We start from the raw sequence: 15531 nt of genomic DNA, 5'->3' as shown, positions 1-15531 counted from the left end.
CATGCTGATCGGGGAACAGATACGTGCTCTGCGGATGGAGCACGGCTGGTCCCTGTCCCAGCTGTCCCAGCTCGTGCACTACAGCAAGAGCTACCTGAGCCGGGTGGAGAACGGCACCCGTGCGGTCACCCCCGAACTCGCGCAGGTCTGCGACCAGGTGATGGACACGGACGGCGCGTTCGCGCGGCTGGTCGCGGCCGAAGCGCAGGCACAGGATGCGGCGCCGACGCCCACGCCGGCACCCGCGCGGGGTCCGGAACCGGAGGTGCGCAGGCGCCCCGTCCCGGCCCAGCTGCCCGCCGCCGGGGAGATGTGGGGCCGGGACGAGGAGCTGGAGCGCGTCCGCGCGCACCTCGCACGGCACCGGGGGCCGGCCGTGGTCGCGGTCGACGGGATGGGTGGCGTCGGCAAGACCACCTTCGCCGTCTCCATGGCCCGGCGGCTGAGCCCCTCCTACCCCGGCGGGGTGCTCTTCGCCGACCTGCGCGCGCACGGACCGGCCGGCGTTCCGGCCGCTGCGGGTGACGTGGCCGCGGGACTTCTGCGCGGCCTCGGGACACCGCCGGAGGACATGGCCGGCGGGCCGGCCGAGCAGGCGGCGCTGCTGCGCAGCGCTCTGACGGAGCACCGGGCGATCGTGGTGCTCGACGACGCGGAGTCGGCCGCACAGGTGGCGCCGCTGCTCCCGGGCACGGGCGGCAGCCTGGTGCTGGTCACGAGCAGACGGCGGCTGGCGGGGCTGAGCGTCAGACACGGCGCCCTGCGGCTGCCCCTGGGACCACTGGCTCCCGGCGACGCCGTCTCCCTCCTGCACCGGGCGCTCGACCGGGGCGGAGCCGCGGCGGCCGGTCCGGCGGAGGCGGACGCCGCGGCGGCCCGGCCCGATGGCGCCGACGCGGTCCTGGCCGCGATCGCGCGGCACTGCGCGTACCTTCCGCTGGCGCTGCGGATCGCGGCCGAGCGCATGGCGGAGCTGGGTCCCGTGTTCGCCGCGCCGCTGGCCGAGCAACTGGGGCGGGCGGGCGAGCGATTGGACGCGCTGGCCGTGCCGGGCGAGGCCGAGACGGCGGTGCGCCCGGTGCTCGCATGGTCGTACCGCGGTCTCCCCGACGCACAGGCGCGGGCCTTCCGGCTGCTGGCTCTGCACCCGGGTGCCGTGGCGGGGGTGGACGCCGTGGCGGCGCTGCTGGGCGAGCCGCCCGCCGTCGCCGCACGGCTGGTCGGCGAGCTGCAGGCCGGGCATCTGGTGGCGGAGGTGGCGCCGGGCCGGTACCGGATGCACGATCTCCTGCGGGACTACGCGAGGGAACGCGCCGAGGCGGAGGAGTCCGGCGCGGCGCTGGCGGCGGCGAGGGAACGGGTGCTCGCCTGGTACCTCCACACGAAGGAAGCCGCGACCGATCTGCTCGTGGGGCGCGGACGCCACCGCGTGCCGATCGGTGCGCCGCCGTGCGAGTACGAGCCTGCGCGCTTCGCGTCCGTCGCGGAGGCGCTGCGGTGGTGCGAGACCGAGCGGGTGAACCTGCTGGCCTGCGTGCGGACCGCGCAGGAGGCGGGCAGCCCGGTGGCCTGGCACCTGTCCTACGCGCTGTGGGGTTTCCTCTTCCTGCGCCACCATCATCACGACCAGCTGGAGTCCGGGCGCATCGCCCGCGCGGCCGCCGCACGCGACGGCGGGGCGGTGGCCGAGGCGTGCGCCGAGCTGGTCCTGGCGAGCGCGTACGCCGGGCTGCGGCAACACGAGGCCGCGGACGGCCACTACCGCCGGTCGGTCGACCTGTTCACCGCCGCCGGGGACCAGGCCGGCGCGGGAGCCGTGCTGGTCGGGTACGCCATGTCCTGCATGCGCCAGGGCCGTGCGGCCGAAGCCGCCGGGCACATGGACCGGGCACTGGCCCTGTTCACCGCCGCGGGCAGCACCTGGGGCCAGGCACTGGCCCTGAGCGGGATCGGCGAGGGGCTGCTCGCGCAGGGCCGGCCGCAGGAGGCGCTGTCGACGCTGGGCCGGGCGCGTGAACTCCAGCGCGCGGAGGGCGTGCTGTGGCTGGAGGCGGCGAACTGCACGCTGCGCGGGACCGCGCACCGGGAGCTGGGCGCGCACGCGCAGGCCGAGGCCTGCTACCGCGAGGCCCTCGACCTGCACGGCCGTACAGGGATGCGCGCGGGCACCGCTCACGCCCTGCACCAGCTCGGCATCTGCTGGAGCCTCCAGGGCCGCACGCGCCGAGCGCGGCGGGCCTGGCTGCAGGCGTGGGCCGTGTACGACTCGCTGGGGGATCCCCGCGAACAGGAGGTCCGCGCCCGGCTCGCCGGGCTCGCGCCGTGCCGGGCGCCCGCGGACGGCCACCCCGGCGGAGTCAGCCCTGCTCGCGGTGGCGCTGGAACAGAGCGAGGGCGGCCAGCGACGGCGCGTCCTTGAACCTGCCCCCGGCGATCAGGTCCCAGACCTCGGCCTCCGGGAACCACCGGGAGACCAGCCCCTTCTCGGCGTCCTCGGGCCGCGGTTCACCGGCCTTGAGGTCTTCGGCGAGGAAGACGTGGAACCCCTGGTCGCAGTAGCCGTACGCCTCGAAGAGATGGCCGAGACGGACCATTCTCGCGGCGTACAGTCCGGTCTCCTCGGCCAGTTCGCCGCGGGCCAGGGCCACCGGGTCGGCGGCCGGGTCCTCCTCCCAGGAGCCCTGTGGGAACTCCCAGTACCGCCCGCGCACCGGGTAGCGGTACTGCTCCACGAGGTGGAAGCCGCCGTCCTCGTACGGGACGACGAGCGCGAAGTCCGGCTTCTCCACCACTCCGAACACACCCTCGCGCCCGTCGTGACGCAGTGTCCGGTCCTCCCGTACGGTCATCCAGCGGTTCTGGTACACGACGGCCGAACTCGTCGCGGTGAGCTCGTGTACCGGCTCCGGGGCGGTCATCGGACACCGCCCGGATGCCCGCAGGCCGGCCGGACGCCGTCCAGGAGCGTCGTGCCGATGTGTCCGTTGCTCGTCAGCAGTGCCCCCGACATGAGGTCATGCCTTCCCTCCAGGTCGCACCAGGAACCGCCGGCCTCCGCGACGATCAGCGAGGGCGCCGCGACGTCCCATACCGATGTGCCCACGGACAGGGCCCCGTCGGCGGCGCCCTCCGCGACCAGCATGTGGGCGTAGAAGTTCCCGATGCCCCACGCCGTACGGAAACCCGAGGCGAAGGCGCCCAGGGCGGCCATCCCCTCCGGGGTGTACTCGTGGGCGCCGCCGTAGCAGAAGGACGCCTCGGCCCGGCGGGCCACCGCGGAGACCCGCAGCCGCCTGCCCTCGCCGTCGTGGGCTCCGTGCCCCCGGCTCGCCGACCAGCTGCGGCCCAGTGCCGGGGCGCAGACCGCGGCGTCCGTCACCTGGCCGCCCGACTGCCAGGCGACGAGGACGCCCCAGATGGGGACCCCCCGACGGAAGTTCTCCGTCCCGTCGACGGGGTCGACGATCCAGTGGCCGCAGTCCGCGGCGGTTCCGCCGTACTCCTCGCCCATCACCTCCTCGCCCGGCGCGAGTTCGGCGAGCAGGCGGCGGACGTGTTCCTCGGTCGCGAGGTCGGCCTCCGTCACCAGGGAGCCGTCGTCCTTCTCCCAGTGCCGCACCTGGGGCCGCTCGAAGTAGGCGAGGGCCGTCGCGGAGGCCCGCCGCGCCACCTCACGGGCGAGGAGGAGTCGCTCAGAGGTCATGGTAGGAGGACCCCTCGATCTCCAGGCGCCCGATCAGTTCCTTGCAGAAGTCGTCGTTGGGGCCCATGAGCGAGGCGGCGAGCGCGTCGCGCAGATGCCGTTCGATGGGCAGGAAGCCGCGGGAGTACGCCACCCCGCCGCTCGCCATCATCGCCTCCTGCGCGATCTCGGCCGCCGCTTCCGCCGCCGCCACCTTGGTGGCGGTCATCAGCACGGCCATCTCGTCCAGGCCCTGCTCCTCGTCGATGGCGCGGGCCAGCCCCTCCACGAGACCGCGGGTCGCCTCCAGGCGGATCGACATGGTGCCGATGTGCCGGCGCGCGATGGGGTACTGGCTGAGGTTCGCGCCGAAGCCGCTGGGGTTCCCGCTGTAGCGGCGGGTGCGGATCCGGTCCAGGCAGGCCCGGTAGGCGGCGGTGGCGATGCCCAGGTACGCGGCCGAGACGCCCAGGTGGTAGAGCGGCTGGTTCGCCTCGTTGTACGTGCGCAGCCCGGCGCCCCCGGACCCGGAGTAGAGCAGCGCCTCCTCCCCCACGTCGGCCCGGAAGGTGATCCAGGTGCTGCTGTTGCCCGCCAGGCCCAGCCCCTTCCACTCACCGCTCTCGATCCGGCCCTCGTCGGCCCCGATGGCGAAGACGGCGTGGTCGCGGTCGTTGTCGGATCCCGGGGTGCGGGTGGAGACGACGTACAGGTCGGCGTGGCCGGCCGAGGTGGAGAAGCTCTTGTCGGCCTCGATCCGGTAGCCGCCGTCGATGCGTTCGGCGGTGCTCTCGACCGACCACCACTGGGAGCCGGAGCCGGGTTCGCTGATGGCCTCGGTCACCAGCAGCCGCTCCTCGCGGATCCGCGTCAGGTAGCCGCTGCGCAGCGACCCCTGCGGAAGCGCGAGGAAGGAGTTCAGCGCGGTCACGTGCATCACGTAGACCATGGCCGTGGAGGCGCATGCCGTCGCCAGGCGCAGTACGACGTCGCCCAGTTCGGCCGCGCTCGCCCCGGCTCCGCCGTCCTCGACGGGGATGGTGAGGGCCAGCAGGCCGATGTCGCCGAGGGCGCGGACGGCCTCCTCGGGGAAGAGCCCCTTCTCGTCGACCTCGCGGGCCAGAGGGGCCACGACGTCCCGGATGACCTCGTCCAGCAAGGCCGACCGGGCGGCGCGGCCCGTGGAGTCACCGATCATCACCATCTCCAGTTCCGTGTTTCATGAGTGCTCCGGGCACGAGTGTTCGGGCCAGGGCCGCGCCGACGACTCCGGCGCGGCGGCCCAGGGCCGTCGGCACGATCCGGCACGCGGCGGCCGTGGCCGGCATCGTGAGCCGGTTCGCGGTCCGTGTCAGGCGGGGACCGAGGAGGTCCCATGCGGCGGCCACGCCACCGCCCACCACGACGATTTCGGTATTGAGGAGGTTGAGGGCGGTGGCGATGCCCACGCCCAGCCATTCGCCGGCCCGTGCGAAGGCCTCCTGGGCGAGGCGGTCTCCGGCGCGGGCCGCCGCGGCCACGGCGGCGGCGCCCGCCACCGCCTGCCCGGTGCGCTCGCCGTACCAGCGGGCCACCGCGGTTCCCGAGGCCAGCTGCTGGAGGCAGCCGCGGCCGCCGCACGGACAGCGGGGGCCGTCCGGAAGGAGCGGGAGGTGGCCGATCTCGCCGGCCGTTCCGCTGCTGCCCGTGAACAGGGCGCCCCCGGCGACGAGGCCGCCGCCGACGCCGGTGCCCACGAAGACGCCCAGCGCGCTGCGGGCGCCGCGGGCCGCGCCGTGCAGCCATTCGCCGATCAGGGCGGCGTTCGCGTCGTTGACCACATGGGTCACCTGCACCGGGCCGAGGTCGATGTCCCGCGGGTCCAGGCCCAGGAGGTCCTCCGCGCCGGGCGCCGAGGACACCAGGCCCGTACGGGGGTCGAGGTGGCCGGGAACGGCGATGCCCGCCCCCGTCACCCGCATGCCCGCCGCGGCCGCCGGGCCGAGCAGGCCGCCGGCGATCTCCGCCAGCTGACCCCGCAGGTCAGGGCCCCGCGGTACGTCCACGAGCGGGACCGGCGAGGAGCCGTCGGCCCGTACCAGGCCGGCCCGCAGGCCGGTCCCCCCGATGTCCACGCCCAGCATGAGGCCGGGCGTCATCCGAGACCCACGGGGAGCCCGCCCTGGCGCGCCGACCGGTAGGCCGCCTCGGTGATCCGTACGGTGGACAGCGCCTCGTCCAGGGGGCGGTCCCACTGGGCACGGTCGCCGACGGCCTCGGTGAAGTCGGCGAACATCGCGGCGAACCACTCCTCGTGCGTGGAGCTCGCCGTGGGTGGGGTCAGGCCGCGTTCGACGCGTCCGGCGGGGCCGTCCGTGACGACCAGGTCGTCACGGACCTCCACGGTCCTGAGCCCGGCGGCGAGGCGGTACCTGTTGCTCCGCACCTCGCTGATCCAGCTGAGGGCGATCTCGCAGACGCCGTTCGGGAACTCCATCCGCAGGTCCGCCCGTACGTCCACGGCGCGGTCCCCGGCGGCCTGTTCGTCGTGGACCATCAGGCAGGCGACCTTGTCGGGGACGGCCCCGAACAGGCGGGTGGCCATGTAGACGCAGTGGGTTCCGTGGTCGAGCAGGATGCCGCCGCCGGCCACGGCGGCGTCGGTGCGCCAGTCCGCCTGCCACGCCTGCACGCCGACGGCGTGCCGGGGGCGCAGGATCTCGATCGCCAGCTCCATGGGGACGTCGCCCGCCGCCCGGGGAACGGCTTCGGTCAGCGCCTGCATCATCGGCGAGAAGACGTAGTTGTGGACGGGGTAGAACAGCCTGCCCCGCCGGCGCGAGAGCGTGACCAGCTCGCGTGCCTCGTCGCTGGTGAAGGCCACGGGCTTCTCGCAGATCACGTGGTGCCCGGAGGTCAGCGCGGCGCGTGCGTGGGGAACGTGGAAGACCGGCGGTGCACAGATGTCGACGACGTCGGCGACCCGGTCGGCGAGCAGGGCGTCGAGGTCGGCGTAGACCGTCAGTCCGGGCGAGAGGGCGGTGGCGCGCGCCCGCCGCTGGGGCGAGGGGTCGACCACGGCGACGACCGAGGCGTTGGGGACCGGCCGGTAGGCGGCGATGCGCGCCTCGCCCGCGGTGCCGAAGCCCACAAGGGCGACCTTCATCGTGCACCTCCGGGGCGCGGCGCCGGCGAGGGGATGGCCCGCAGGGTGCGGCAGATGATGTCGATGGCCTCGGCGGCCTGGTCCTCGTCCACGGTGAGCGGCGGGTACAGCCGCAGGGTGTTGCCGCCCGTCATCACCAGCACGCCGGCTTCGAGCAGCGCGAGGTAGACCTGACGGATCGTCGCCGCGTCTGCGGGCTCCTTCGTCCGTTTGTCCACGACCAGCTCGATGCCGAGAGCCAGGCCGAGGCCGCGGACGTCGCCGACCAGCGGGGCGCTGTCCACCAGGGGCCGGAGCGCGTCCAGGAACAGCTTGCCGAGCCGCGTCGCCCGCTCGGCCAGGTTCTCCTCCCGGATGATCTCGACCGTCGTGGCGACGGCGCGGCAGGCCATGGGGAAGGCGCCGAAGCTCGACGAGCTGGCGCTGGGCTCGCTGAACGGAGCGGCCGACATCGTCTCGGCCGAGGCGATGACGCCGGAGACCGGGTAGCCGGCCCCCATGCCCTTGCCCACCGTGACGATGTCGGGGACGACCGGTTCGTGCTGGAAGGCGAACGACTCGCCGGTCCTGCCGAATCCGGTCATCATCTCGTCGTCGATCAGCACCGCGTCGAACTCCCGGGCCACGGAGGCGAGCGCCGGGAGGTATCCCGGCGGGGGCACGACGTTGCCCGAGCGCCCCTGCACCGGTTCCACGACGATCGCCGCCAGGGCACCGGTCGAGTTCTGCTTGATCACTTCCCGGGCGCTGTCCACGCAGGCCAGCCCGCAGCCGGGGTAGGTGAGTTTGAGCGGGCAGCGGTAGCAGTTCGCGTACGGGGCGCTGAAGTTGCCGGTGGGCAGCGGGCCCAGCTTCGACCGGGCGCTGCCCGTGGTCAGGGCGAGGCTGCCCATGGTCTTGCCGTGGAAGCCGCCCCAGAAGGAGAGGAACTCGTGCTTTCCGGTGACCGACTTGGCCAGTCGCAGCGCGGCCTCCACGGCCTCCGTGCCGCCGCTGTAGAGCTGGATCCGGTCCAGCGGGGCCGGCAGGTACTCCTGGAGGGCCCGGACCATGTCCAGCCGCGCCGTCGAGCCGAAGGCGCCCGCCGTCCACGTGGTCAGCTGCCGGGTCATCTCCTCGACGAAGCGGGGGTTGGCGTGCCCGATCGAGTTGACGCCGCCCGCGCCCTGGAAGTCGAGGACCTGGTTCCCGTCCTGGTCGGTGATGACCGCGCCGTCGGCCGACTCGACGCAGAACCGGGCCCACAGCATGACTGCCTGCAGTCCGGGGCCGATGGTCTCCTGTTCCGCGCTCCAGTGCGCCCGGGAACGCACGGCCGGCGCCCGCATCCCCCAGGCGACGGGCTCGATGCTGCCTTCGCGAGTCATTCCTGCTCCGATCGGGACGTGACGTTCGTGGTGCCGAGGGGCCGGGGCCGACCCCCGTGGGTACGGCCCCGGCCCGGTGCGAGCCGGATTTAGAAACGGCTCTCCAGCAGACGCATCTCCTGGATCTTCTTGATCGCTTCGAGCTTGGTCATGGCGGACACCTCCCTTCGGTTTCCGAGAATGGGTGGACCGGATCCCCAAGGGGTCGGGGCCGGCGTTCGGCGCGGAAATCCGTGGATTTCCGCAAGCTTTTAGTGGGCGGGGCGCAGGTCGAGGTAGTCGACGGTCTTGCGCCTGCCGTCCGGGAGGAATTCATCGGGTCCGACGACACGGACGGCGACGGACCGGTCCGCCAGTTCCCGGGCCAAGAGGTCGCGCATCCCGGAAAGCATCTCGTCCTCGAAATCCGGCGAAGGCTGGATCCGGACCGTGAACCCCGATTCGGATTCCCGGGCGATCTGGAATCGCAGGAGCGGGTAGCGGCGAAGAATCCGCGTCACTCCGCTGAGCCTGACCTGCGCACCGTCCTCGAAGGCCACTACTCCGGACCCTCGGCCGACCAGGCCGGTGATCACCTGGCTCCGCTTTCCGCAGGGGCATTCGGGGGAACTTACCGCTCCAAGATCACCTGTACGGTACCTTATCAGCGGCATGACGTCATTGTTAAGGCCAGTGACGACAATTTCTCCGGAAATTCCCGGAACGACCGGAAGTCCGTCCGAATCGACCACTTCAACATACACCTTGTCCTCGACATGGTAGGCACCATGGAGGCACTGCACGGCAATATTGCCGAATTCATACATGGCGTAGAAGTCGACGACCCGCGCCGTGGCGAAAGCCGATTCAAGGTATTCCCGCACGGTGGCGGACATGTATTCCCCGAAGGTCGCCACCAGTGTGGGCGACACACCGACATCGGCCGCCCCGAGGGCCTGCGCCAGGACCATGCAGTCGGAAGGGTGCCCGTACACCACGTCCGGAGCGAACTTCCGGACCCGTTCGAGGAGTTCGGCCGGGTCCTCGTCCTCGTAGGCACCCGTGCCGAATTCGGCGATGAGGGAGTACCCCTTCGCCGGTGACTCGTACTCGGTCCACGGCAGGGGGACGGTCTTCATCGGCATGAGGATGCGGCGCCGGCCGGGCAGCCCGGACTCCCGGTTCCTGCGCAGCCCGGCCGCGAACTCGGACGCGATGAAATCCAGGCTGTGGATGACCTTCAGCGGCATGCCGGTGGTTCCCGAGGTGGTGCCGAAGCGGCATTCGTCGGGGTCGATGTCGTCGCTGCAGAAGTCCGCCAGCCGGTCCCTCAGGTCGCTCTTGTCCACCAGCGGGAAGCGGGACAATGCCGACAGCGGGTCCTCGAAGGCCTCGACGTCCTCGCCGGACAGTCCGACCGCGCGGTAGGCCGGGACGTCCCGCACCGCCCGTACGAGGGTTGCCGCAAGGCGTTCCGCGAACTCCCGCGGCTGCTCCTCGGAGAGGGACAGTGCTCTGATCCGGTCGACCAGCAGTGCCTCCTGCGCCGCGGTCGACGCGAGGGTGGCCCGGTAACTCGCCCGTATGTCATCGTCAGTTGTCGGAATCGGCATCATGGAACTTCCCCACGGCTTGTGCATGGTCGGTGCGGATGGACGGGGTTCGGGGGTCGCGTTCGCTGCTCGCTGCTCGCTGCTCGCTGCTCGCTAGAAGAGGTTCGCCACCATGGCCGGCCAGACGGCCGCCGGATCACCGAAGACGGTGTTCTCGACGAGCGCGCCGTCGGGTACGGCGCAGCCCGGCAGGAGCACGCTGTCGACGACCCTGGCCCCGGCGCCGATGACCGCCCGGTGACCCACGACGAGCGGGCCGGACAGTTCACAGCCGTCCCCGAGCACGACCTCCCGGCCCAGCAGCACGGGGCCCGTGAGCACGGCAGCGGGACGCAGGTCCGTGTCGCCCTGGTCGTACACGCCCGGCGCGGCCTCCCGGGCCCGGTGGTCGGTCCGGAACACCCCCTCGATCCCCTTGGTGTTCGCGAGGTGGAGGAGCTCGTACTCCCCGACGTCGCAGAGCCGGACCCGGTCGTCCTCGAAGACGTCCATGGTCCTGGGGCCGGACGGCAGCGCGGTGAGGACGTCCCGTGACACGTCGAAGGCGTCGGGTGCCGCCCCGTCCAGGAGATCCGGTTCGGCGATCCACGTTCCGTAGCAGCCGGTGACCGAATCGCCGACGGGTCTGCCCGGTTTGTAGGAGAAGGAGCGGACGGAGATCCCGTCGGAGGTCTCGACGTAGTCGCCGCTCCAGTCCGCGGTGACCGGAACCCCGGCCATGGTCACCGTGGGCCGGCGCCGCATGTGCTGCTCGATCAGGCCGGCGAAGTCGGTGGTGCTGATGATGTCCGCGCAGGTGACCAGTACGGGCCCGTCCGCGAAGAACTCCCGGCAGCGCCGGATCGTACCGACCGATCCGAGCAGTTCTTCCTCGTGGAAGACCGACAGCCGGTCCGCGTCGTCCCTGTGCTCCGTCAGGTACGCCGTCATCTTGTCGGGGAAGGCGTGGACGTTGATGCCGATCTCGGTACAGCCGGCGGCGAAGAGCGCGTCGATCACATGACCGATGACCGGCCGGTTGAACACCGGAACCAGGGGCTTGGGCAGTGCTCCGGTCAGCGGACGAAGGCGTTCGCCGAGCCCGGCCGCGAGGATGAATGCCTTCACTGGACGTCCTGTCTCACGTGGTGGGGAGGTAGTGCCGCAGCCGCAGCCGTATCCGTACGCCGCTGCGCCCACGCGGCGGCGGGGCCGACGGCCGCTCCCGCGCCCAGCACCACCACGGCGATGCCGAGCCAGGCGGCCCATCCGCAGGCCAGGGTCAGGCCGGTCAGTGCGACCGGGCCGACGACGTCCATCAGCTGGGGCCCCAGACCGAACACCGCCAGGTACTCGCCGCGGCGGTCGTCCGGTGCCAGCCCGTACGAGATCCCCCAGGCGGCCGCGGCCTCCAGGAGCTCCCCGGCCGTCAGGAGCACCGTTCCGGCGGCCAACAGGCCGAGCGTCTGCCATCCGGAGGTGCCGCTGGTGGATGCGAAGACGACACACGAGGCGGCGATGGCGTAGGCGGCTCTGCGCTGGGCGCGGGCAGCGCCGGGAATCTTCTCGGCGCTGCGGCCGACCCGTGTCTGACAGAACACCACGAGCGCGGTGTTCAGGAGGAACAAGGCCGCGACGGTGGCGTGCGGCGCGTCCGTCCGCCGCAGCACCCACAGCGGTATCACGATGCCGAACAGCGTGTCGTTCACCATCATGATGCCGTTGATCACGGTCAGCGTGAGGAACGGGCCGTCGCGCAGCGCCGCTTTCCCCGTCCGCGTGCGGTCACGTGGCAGGGGCTGCGTCCGCGGCATGAAGAAGCCGATGAGGACCAGATCGACGAGGTAGCTGGCCGCGTTGACGATGGGCAGGGCGATGTACGCCTCTCGCGTGCCGATGGCGAGACAGGCTCCCGCCAGCAGCATGCCGAGGGCCGTTCCGATGTTGGCGTTCACCCGGATCCGGGCGCTGACCCTGACCCTCGACTCCTTGGCCAGGACGTCACCGATGTAACGGCCCCGGCTCAGGCCGCCCAGCGTCGAACACAGGGTGCACGCCACGACGACCACGAGGAAGGAAGCGAAGCCCGTGACCGCCGGATAGCAGGCGAAGAGCAACGCGAGGAGCAGCACCGCGGCGAGCCAGCAGCGCCAGGAGCCCATCCTGTCCACCAGCATCCCCAGGGGCACCTGAGCGGCGAACGCGATCAGCGCGGCCACCGAGAGCCCCAGACCCACCTGCGCGCCGCTGCACCCCACGTACCCGGTGAAGAAGACGGCGCTGCCGGCGGCGAACACCCCGGACCCGATGGCGGTGGTGACCGACCCCAGGGCGAGCGCGGGCGGCATACCGGAATCGGCGCCGAGTAAGCGCTTCGTCCATCCGACGACCATGCCGCACCTCCTCTCCCTGTTTCCCGCAGTTCCCCGCGGTTTCCCGGCTGCTGCCGGACCGGCGTTCCGGCTTCTGTGAACAGCCTGTTCGACCCGGAACGGGTGATCAAGGTGTTGCCCGTTGCCCCTGCGGCCAGGCAACGGCTGACAACGCCCGATCCATGGCCAGCAGCAGCAGGAGGACCATCACGGCCGCGAAGCCCGCGCCGGCGAAGTACGCGTACCGCAGGCCTGCGGCGACGCGGTCGCCGCAGGCGGCCGCGCAGTCGGCGGCCACCGCGATGCCCTGGTTTCCGGCGGCGTTGAACAGGGCCCCGAACAGGGCCGCCCCCAGGCTCTGGCCCATCTCCCGGCAGAACATCAGGTTCGCCGTCGCGGCGCCCCGGCCGTCCCACGCGACGGCCGCCTGGACACCGACGAGCAGCGCCGGCTGGAGCAGGCCGAAGCCGATGCCGAGCAGTGTCGAAGCCGCGGCGAACGGCACGGCGGGCGCGCCGACGAGGGTGAGGGACGCCGTGGCCACGAGGGCGGCGGTCACCGTCGCCGCGCCGGCCAGCGCGGCCCCGCGGAACCCGATGCGCAGGTACACGGCGCTGCTGAAGGCCGCCGCCGTCGGCCAGCCGAAGGTCATCCCGGCCAGCACGGCCGCGCCGGCCGCCGGGCCCAGTCCCAGCACCGCTTGGGCGTAGGCCGGCAGCAGGAGCAGCGGCGCCACCATGACCACGCCCAGAAGTCCCAGGACGAGGCTCGGGACCGCCAGTTCGCGCCGCTTCCACACCCAGCCCGGTACGAGGGGTCGGACGGCGCGCCGTTCGATCCGTACGGTGGTCAGCGCCAGGGCCACAGCGGCGGTGAGCAGTGCTCCGCTCGGTACGGAGAACCAGGGCCACGCGGTACCGCCCTGGACCACCAGCGTCATGAGCGCCCCGCAGGTCAGCAGGAGGCCCAGGGCGCCGCGCCAGTCGACCGGACCGCTCGGGCCGCCCGGGCCGCTCCGGATGTCTTCCACGGGGAAGCGGCGGACCAGCAGCCACACCGCGACCAGGCCGAGGGGGAGGTTGAGCAGGAAGATCCCCCGCCAGTGGCCGTACTGGGCGAGCGCGCCGCCCACGGCGGGGCCCGCCAGGGCGGCGACGCTCCACACGGAGGCCAGCGCCGCCTGGATGCGGCCGCGCTCGTGCGGCTCGTACAGATCGCCGGCGACGGTCTGTACGGTCCCCTGGATCGCGCCTGCTCCCAGGCCCTGGACGAAGCGGAAGACGACCAGGCTCGGCATGCTCCAGCCGGCCGCGCACAACGCGGAGCCCGCCAGGAAGAGGAGGGTTCCGCCGATGAGAACGGGCCGCCGTCCGTGGGAGTCGGCCAGCCTCCCGTACAGGGGCACGGACACGGTCGCGGCCAGGACGTATGCGGACAGGAGCCAGCTGAAGGCCGCTGCGCCGCCGAGATCGGCCACGATCTGCGGGGCGGCCGTGGCCGTCACCGCACTGTCCATGGCGGCGAGGAACATGACCAGCAGCAGCGCTGCCACGAACCCTCGCCGCCGCCCGACAGGGGTTCTGGTCACCCGGCCAGCTCGACGAAGCGCTCCGGGGAGCCGGCCCCCGAGGCGTTCGCGGCGTTCGCGGCGATGAGCTCGTAGAACGTGCCGAACAGGTGGTGGCTCAGCCGCTGGTCCTCGAAGAACGCGATCCGGTCGGCGACCTGGGCGGGGGCGGCCTCACCGCTCGCCAGGCCCACCATCGCGCGCAGGACGTCCTGCGGGGTGACGGAACTTCCCGCGTGGGCGTTGTCGAACACCTCCTCGACGTAGGGCTCGTCGGCCACGACAGGGTTGCGGCGCCGTTGCACACGGATCCGGTAGTCCTCGCCGACGACGTCGTTCTTGAAGACGCCTATGTGCTGGAGGCTGCCCTGATTGATGTCCAGGGTGAACTGGGACATCCTGCCCTTTTCGCGGAACGGCTGCCGGTCGGTGCGGTCGAACTCCTGGAGGCCGACGGAGCGGTGGGAGTAGGTGTTGGAGTGGCAGGCGTAGGACACGAGTCCGGCCTTGTGGCCGTCCTGCCCGAGGAGTTCGAGGTTGAAGACGAAGTCGGCCTCGGCCGCCAGCACCTGCGGCGGCAGCTCGGGAATCCGCACCCCTGGGCGGCCGTCGACCAGCTCCGCGAGCACGGTGGCCTGCCGGGTGCGCAGGAACTCTCCGACCCTGCGTACGTACGGGTTGGTCACCCGTACGGCGGTCGCCTCGCCGGGAGCCAGCTCCAGGTACCAGGCCAGCAGATCGATGTAGTGGTAGCTGGAGAAGGAGAGGGCGCCGACGCCGCTGCGGTACCCGTGCGCATCGCCGAACAGGTACTCCTGCGGGTGCCGGAAGAGGCCTCCGTTCTTGATCAGCTGCATGGAGGTGATGCCCTGCCCCTGCGTCTGCTGGATCTCGGAGATGTCGGCGGCGATCGACCGGTAGACGTCATTGGCCCGCCGGCGCAGCGGCATGGCGAGGTGGACCGGCCCCGGTGCCGAGGCGCGGGCGCGGGTGAGCTCGCGGTCGAGTTCCGCGTAGCCGCCGATGATCCGCTCGGCGGCGGCCGGCTCGTACGCGGCGCCCTCGGCGACCAGCAGGGGTTTGTCGCACAGCACGCTGATGCCCCGGGAGACCGCCCAGAGGAGGTAGTCGCGGTGGTGGACGGGGTTGCAGGCGATGATCGCCAAGGAGAACCGGTGGGTGGCGTGGGCACGGTCCAGTACGGCCACCAGCTCCGTACGGTCGAGTCCGTCGGGGTTGAGCCACTCCGGTGAGTCCCTCCACAGCAGTTCGCGCAGCGGCGCCATGTCCTGCTCCTGGGCGCGCTTCTCCGGGTTGCGCGGGTCGCAGATGACGGCGGTGCGGACGGGCCATCCGGACTTCTGCATGTCGAGCAGCGCCGGGGCATGGTTCTCCCGGCCGGCCCAGTGCCCCGAGCCTCCTATCAGCAACACCGTGGTGGTTCGGGCCATGTGTCAGTTCCCTCTCTCGCGGCTGTCGTACTGGTGCGGGGAGCCGCGAGCGGAGTTGAGGGTGCCAAGAAGATGCCGACGCCGACGCCGGCGCCGGCGCGCCGGTCGGCCGGCTGATGCGGTACGAGAACCGCCCGCAGCTCCCGCGCCCGTACCGGCATGCGGACTCTGCGGACAGCCTGTTCGCCGGGGATCGACCGATCAAGGTGTTGCCCGTTGCCCCTGCGCCCAGGCAACACCAAGGGCAGGGCAGGAGGCCGACCCCACCTCGCCGGAACGGGGGCCTAGGTGTATTGCCCAGTGAGGTTGGGGACGCGGCTGGCGGGTGGTTTGCCTGCGAGCGCGGTGTGTCCGCGGTGGTGATTGTAGGTGTGCA

The 15531-nt window shown here is 72.2% G+C and carries 12 protein-coding genes; 1 reads left to right on the top strand and 11 read right to left on the bottom strand.

Translation table 11 applies throughout. The annotated features are described in order from the left end of the window. Position 1: 1 nt before the first annotated feature. Positions 2-2419: an ATP-binding protein gene (locus tag ACIQU4_RS41200; RefSeq protein ID WP_403742713.1), complete on the top strand. Its 2418-nt coding sequence runs from the start codon at positions 2-4 to the stop codon at positions 2417-2419. On the opposite strand, the gene ACIQU4_RS41195 is transcribed toward ACIQU4_RS41200, so the two are convergent. From ACIQU4_RS41195 to ACIQU4_RS41145, 11 genes are all read right to left on the bottom strand, one after another. Continuing rightward, positions 2358-2918, bottom strand: coding sequence for an NUDIX domain-containing protein (locus ACIQU4_RS41195; RefSeq protein ID WP_403742711.1), 561 nt, complete (start codon positions 2916-2918; stop codon positions 2358-2360). The genes ACIQU4_RS41200 and ACIQU4_RS41195 overlap by 62 nt on opposite strands. Further along, positions 2915-3703, bottom strand: coding sequence for an inositol monophosphatase family protein (locus ACIQU4_RS41190; RefSeq protein ID WP_403742709.1), 789 nt, complete (start codon positions 3701-3703; stop codon positions 2915-2917). The genes ACIQU4_RS41195 and ACIQU4_RS41190 overlap by 4 nt, the downstream gene beginning before the upstream one ends. Next, positions 3693-4886 carry an acyl-CoA dehydrogenase family protein gene (locus ACIQU4_RS41185; protein WP_403742707.1) on the bottom strand — a complete coding sequence of 398 codons (1194 nt, stop codon included), beginning with the start codon at positions 4884-4886 and terminating at the stop codon, positions 3693-3695. The genes ACIQU4_RS41190 and ACIQU4_RS41185 overlap by 11 nt, the downstream gene beginning before the upstream one ends. Further along, a complete protein-coding gene (locus ACIQU4_RS41180) occupies positions 4870-5820 on the bottom strand; it encodes an ROK family protein (RefSeq protein WP_403742699.1) in 951 nt (316 codons plus the stop codon). The genes ACIQU4_RS41185 and ACIQU4_RS41180 overlap by 17 nt, the downstream gene beginning before the upstream one ends. Continuing rightward, entirely contained in the window at positions 5817-6827 is a 1011-nt protein-coding gene (locus ACIQU4_RS41175; protein ID WP_403742697.1) for a Gfo/Idh/MocA family protein, read from the bottom strand. The genes ACIQU4_RS41180 and ACIQU4_RS41175 overlap by 4 nt, the downstream gene beginning before the upstream one ends. Continuing rightward, positions 6824-8194: an aspartate aminotransferase family protein gene (locus tag ACIQU4_RS41170; RefSeq protein WP_403742694.1), complete on the bottom strand. Its 1371-nt coding sequence runs from the start codon at positions 8192-8194 to the stop codon at positions 6824-6826. Before ACIQU4_RS41170 ends, ACIQU4_RS41175 begins: the two co-directional genes overlap by 4 nt. 251 nt (positions 8195-8445) lie before the next feature. After that, positions 8446-9789 carry a phenylacetate--CoA ligase family protein gene (locus tag ACIQU4_RS41165; protein WP_403742691.1) on the bottom strand — a complete coding sequence of 448 codons (1344 nt, stop codon included), beginning with the start codon at positions 9787-9789 and terminating at the stop codon, positions 8446-8448. A gap of 90 nt (positions 9790-9879) precedes the next feature. Continuing rightward, positions 9880-10893 carry a sugar phosphate nucleotidyltransferase gene (locus ACIQU4_RS41160; protein ID WP_403742688.1) on the bottom strand — a complete coding sequence of 338 codons (1014 nt, stop codon included), beginning with the start codon at positions 10891-10893 and terminating at the stop codon, positions 9880-9882. Beyond that, positions 10890-12158 (bottom strand): MFS transporter, encoded by a 1269-nt coding sequence (locus tag ACIQU4_RS41155; RefSeq protein ID WP_403742685.1) that lies wholly within the window; start codon positions 12156-12158, stop codon positions 10890-10892. The genes ACIQU4_RS41160 and ACIQU4_RS41155 overlap by 4 nt, the downstream gene beginning before the upstream one ends. Positions 12159-12264: 106 nt before the next feature. Further along, positions 12265-13689, bottom strand: a complete 1425-nt coding sequence (locus ACIQU4_RS41150; protein WP_403742683.1) for an MFS transporter — start codon at positions 13687-13689, stop codon at positions 12265-12267. Between the two features lie 32 nt (positions 13690-13721). Next, positions 13722-15155 carry a hypothetical protein gene (locus tag ACIQU4_RS41145; RefSeq protein WP_403742680.1) on the bottom strand — a complete coding sequence of 478 codons (1434 nt, stop codon included), beginning with the start codon at positions 15153-15155 and terminating at the stop codon, positions 13722-13724. Positions 15156-15531 lie beyond the last annotated feature (376 nt).

The organism is Streptomyces sp. NPDC090741 (genome assembly GCF_044769045.1).
Classification (GTDB): Bacteria; Actinomycetota; Actinomycetes; order Streptomycetales; family Streptomycetaceae; genus Streptomyces.
The sequence above is the reverse complement of the archived record's forward strand: the minus strand, read 5'-3'. Positions and strand labels throughout refer to the sequence as shown.

Excerpts from the sequence above, each read along its gene's own strand:
- ACIQU4_RS41200 (WP_403742713.1), top strand. The coding sequence starts at position 2 with ATGCTGATCGGGGAACAGATACGTGCTCTGCGGATGGAGCACGGCTGG.
- ACIQU4_RS41195 (WP_403742711.1), bottom strand. The coding sequence starts at position 2,918 with ATGACCGCCCCGGAGCCGGTACACGAGCTCACCGCGACGAGTTCGGCC.
- ACIQU4_RS41190 (WP_403742709.1), bottom strand. The coding sequence starts at position 3,703 with ATGACCTCTGAGCGACTCCTCCTCGCCCGTGAGGTGGCGCGGCGGGCC.
- ACIQU4_RS41185 (WP_403742707.1), bottom strand. The coding sequence starts at position 4,886 with ATGGTGATGATCGGTGACTCCACGGGCCGCGCCGCCCGGTCGGCCTTG.
- ACIQU4_RS41180 (WP_403742699.1), bottom strand. The coding sequence starts at position 5,820 with ATGACGCCCGGCCTCATGCTGGGCGTGGACATCGGGGGGACCGGCCTG.
- ACIQU4_RS41175 (WP_403742697.1), bottom strand. The coding sequence starts at position 6,827 with ATGAAGGTCGCCCTTGTGGGCTTCGGCACCGCGGGCGAGGCGCGCATC.
- ACIQU4_RS41170 (WP_403742694.1), bottom strand. The coding sequence starts at position 8,194 with ATGACTCGCGAAGGCAGCATCGAGCCCGTCGCCTGGGGGATGCGGGCG.
- ACIQU4_RS41165 (WP_403742691.1), bottom strand. The coding sequence starts at position 9,789 with ATGATGCCGATTCCGACAACTGACGATGACATACGGGCGAGTTACCGG.
- ACIQU4_RS41155 (WP_403742685.1), bottom strand. The coding sequence starts at position 12,158 with ATGGTCGTCGGATGGACGAAGCGCTTACTCGGCGCCGATTCCGGTATG.
- ACIQU4_RS41145 (WP_403742680.1), bottom strand. The coding sequence starts at position 15,155 with ATGGCCCGAACCACCACGGTGTTGCTGATAGGAGGCTCGGGGCACTGG.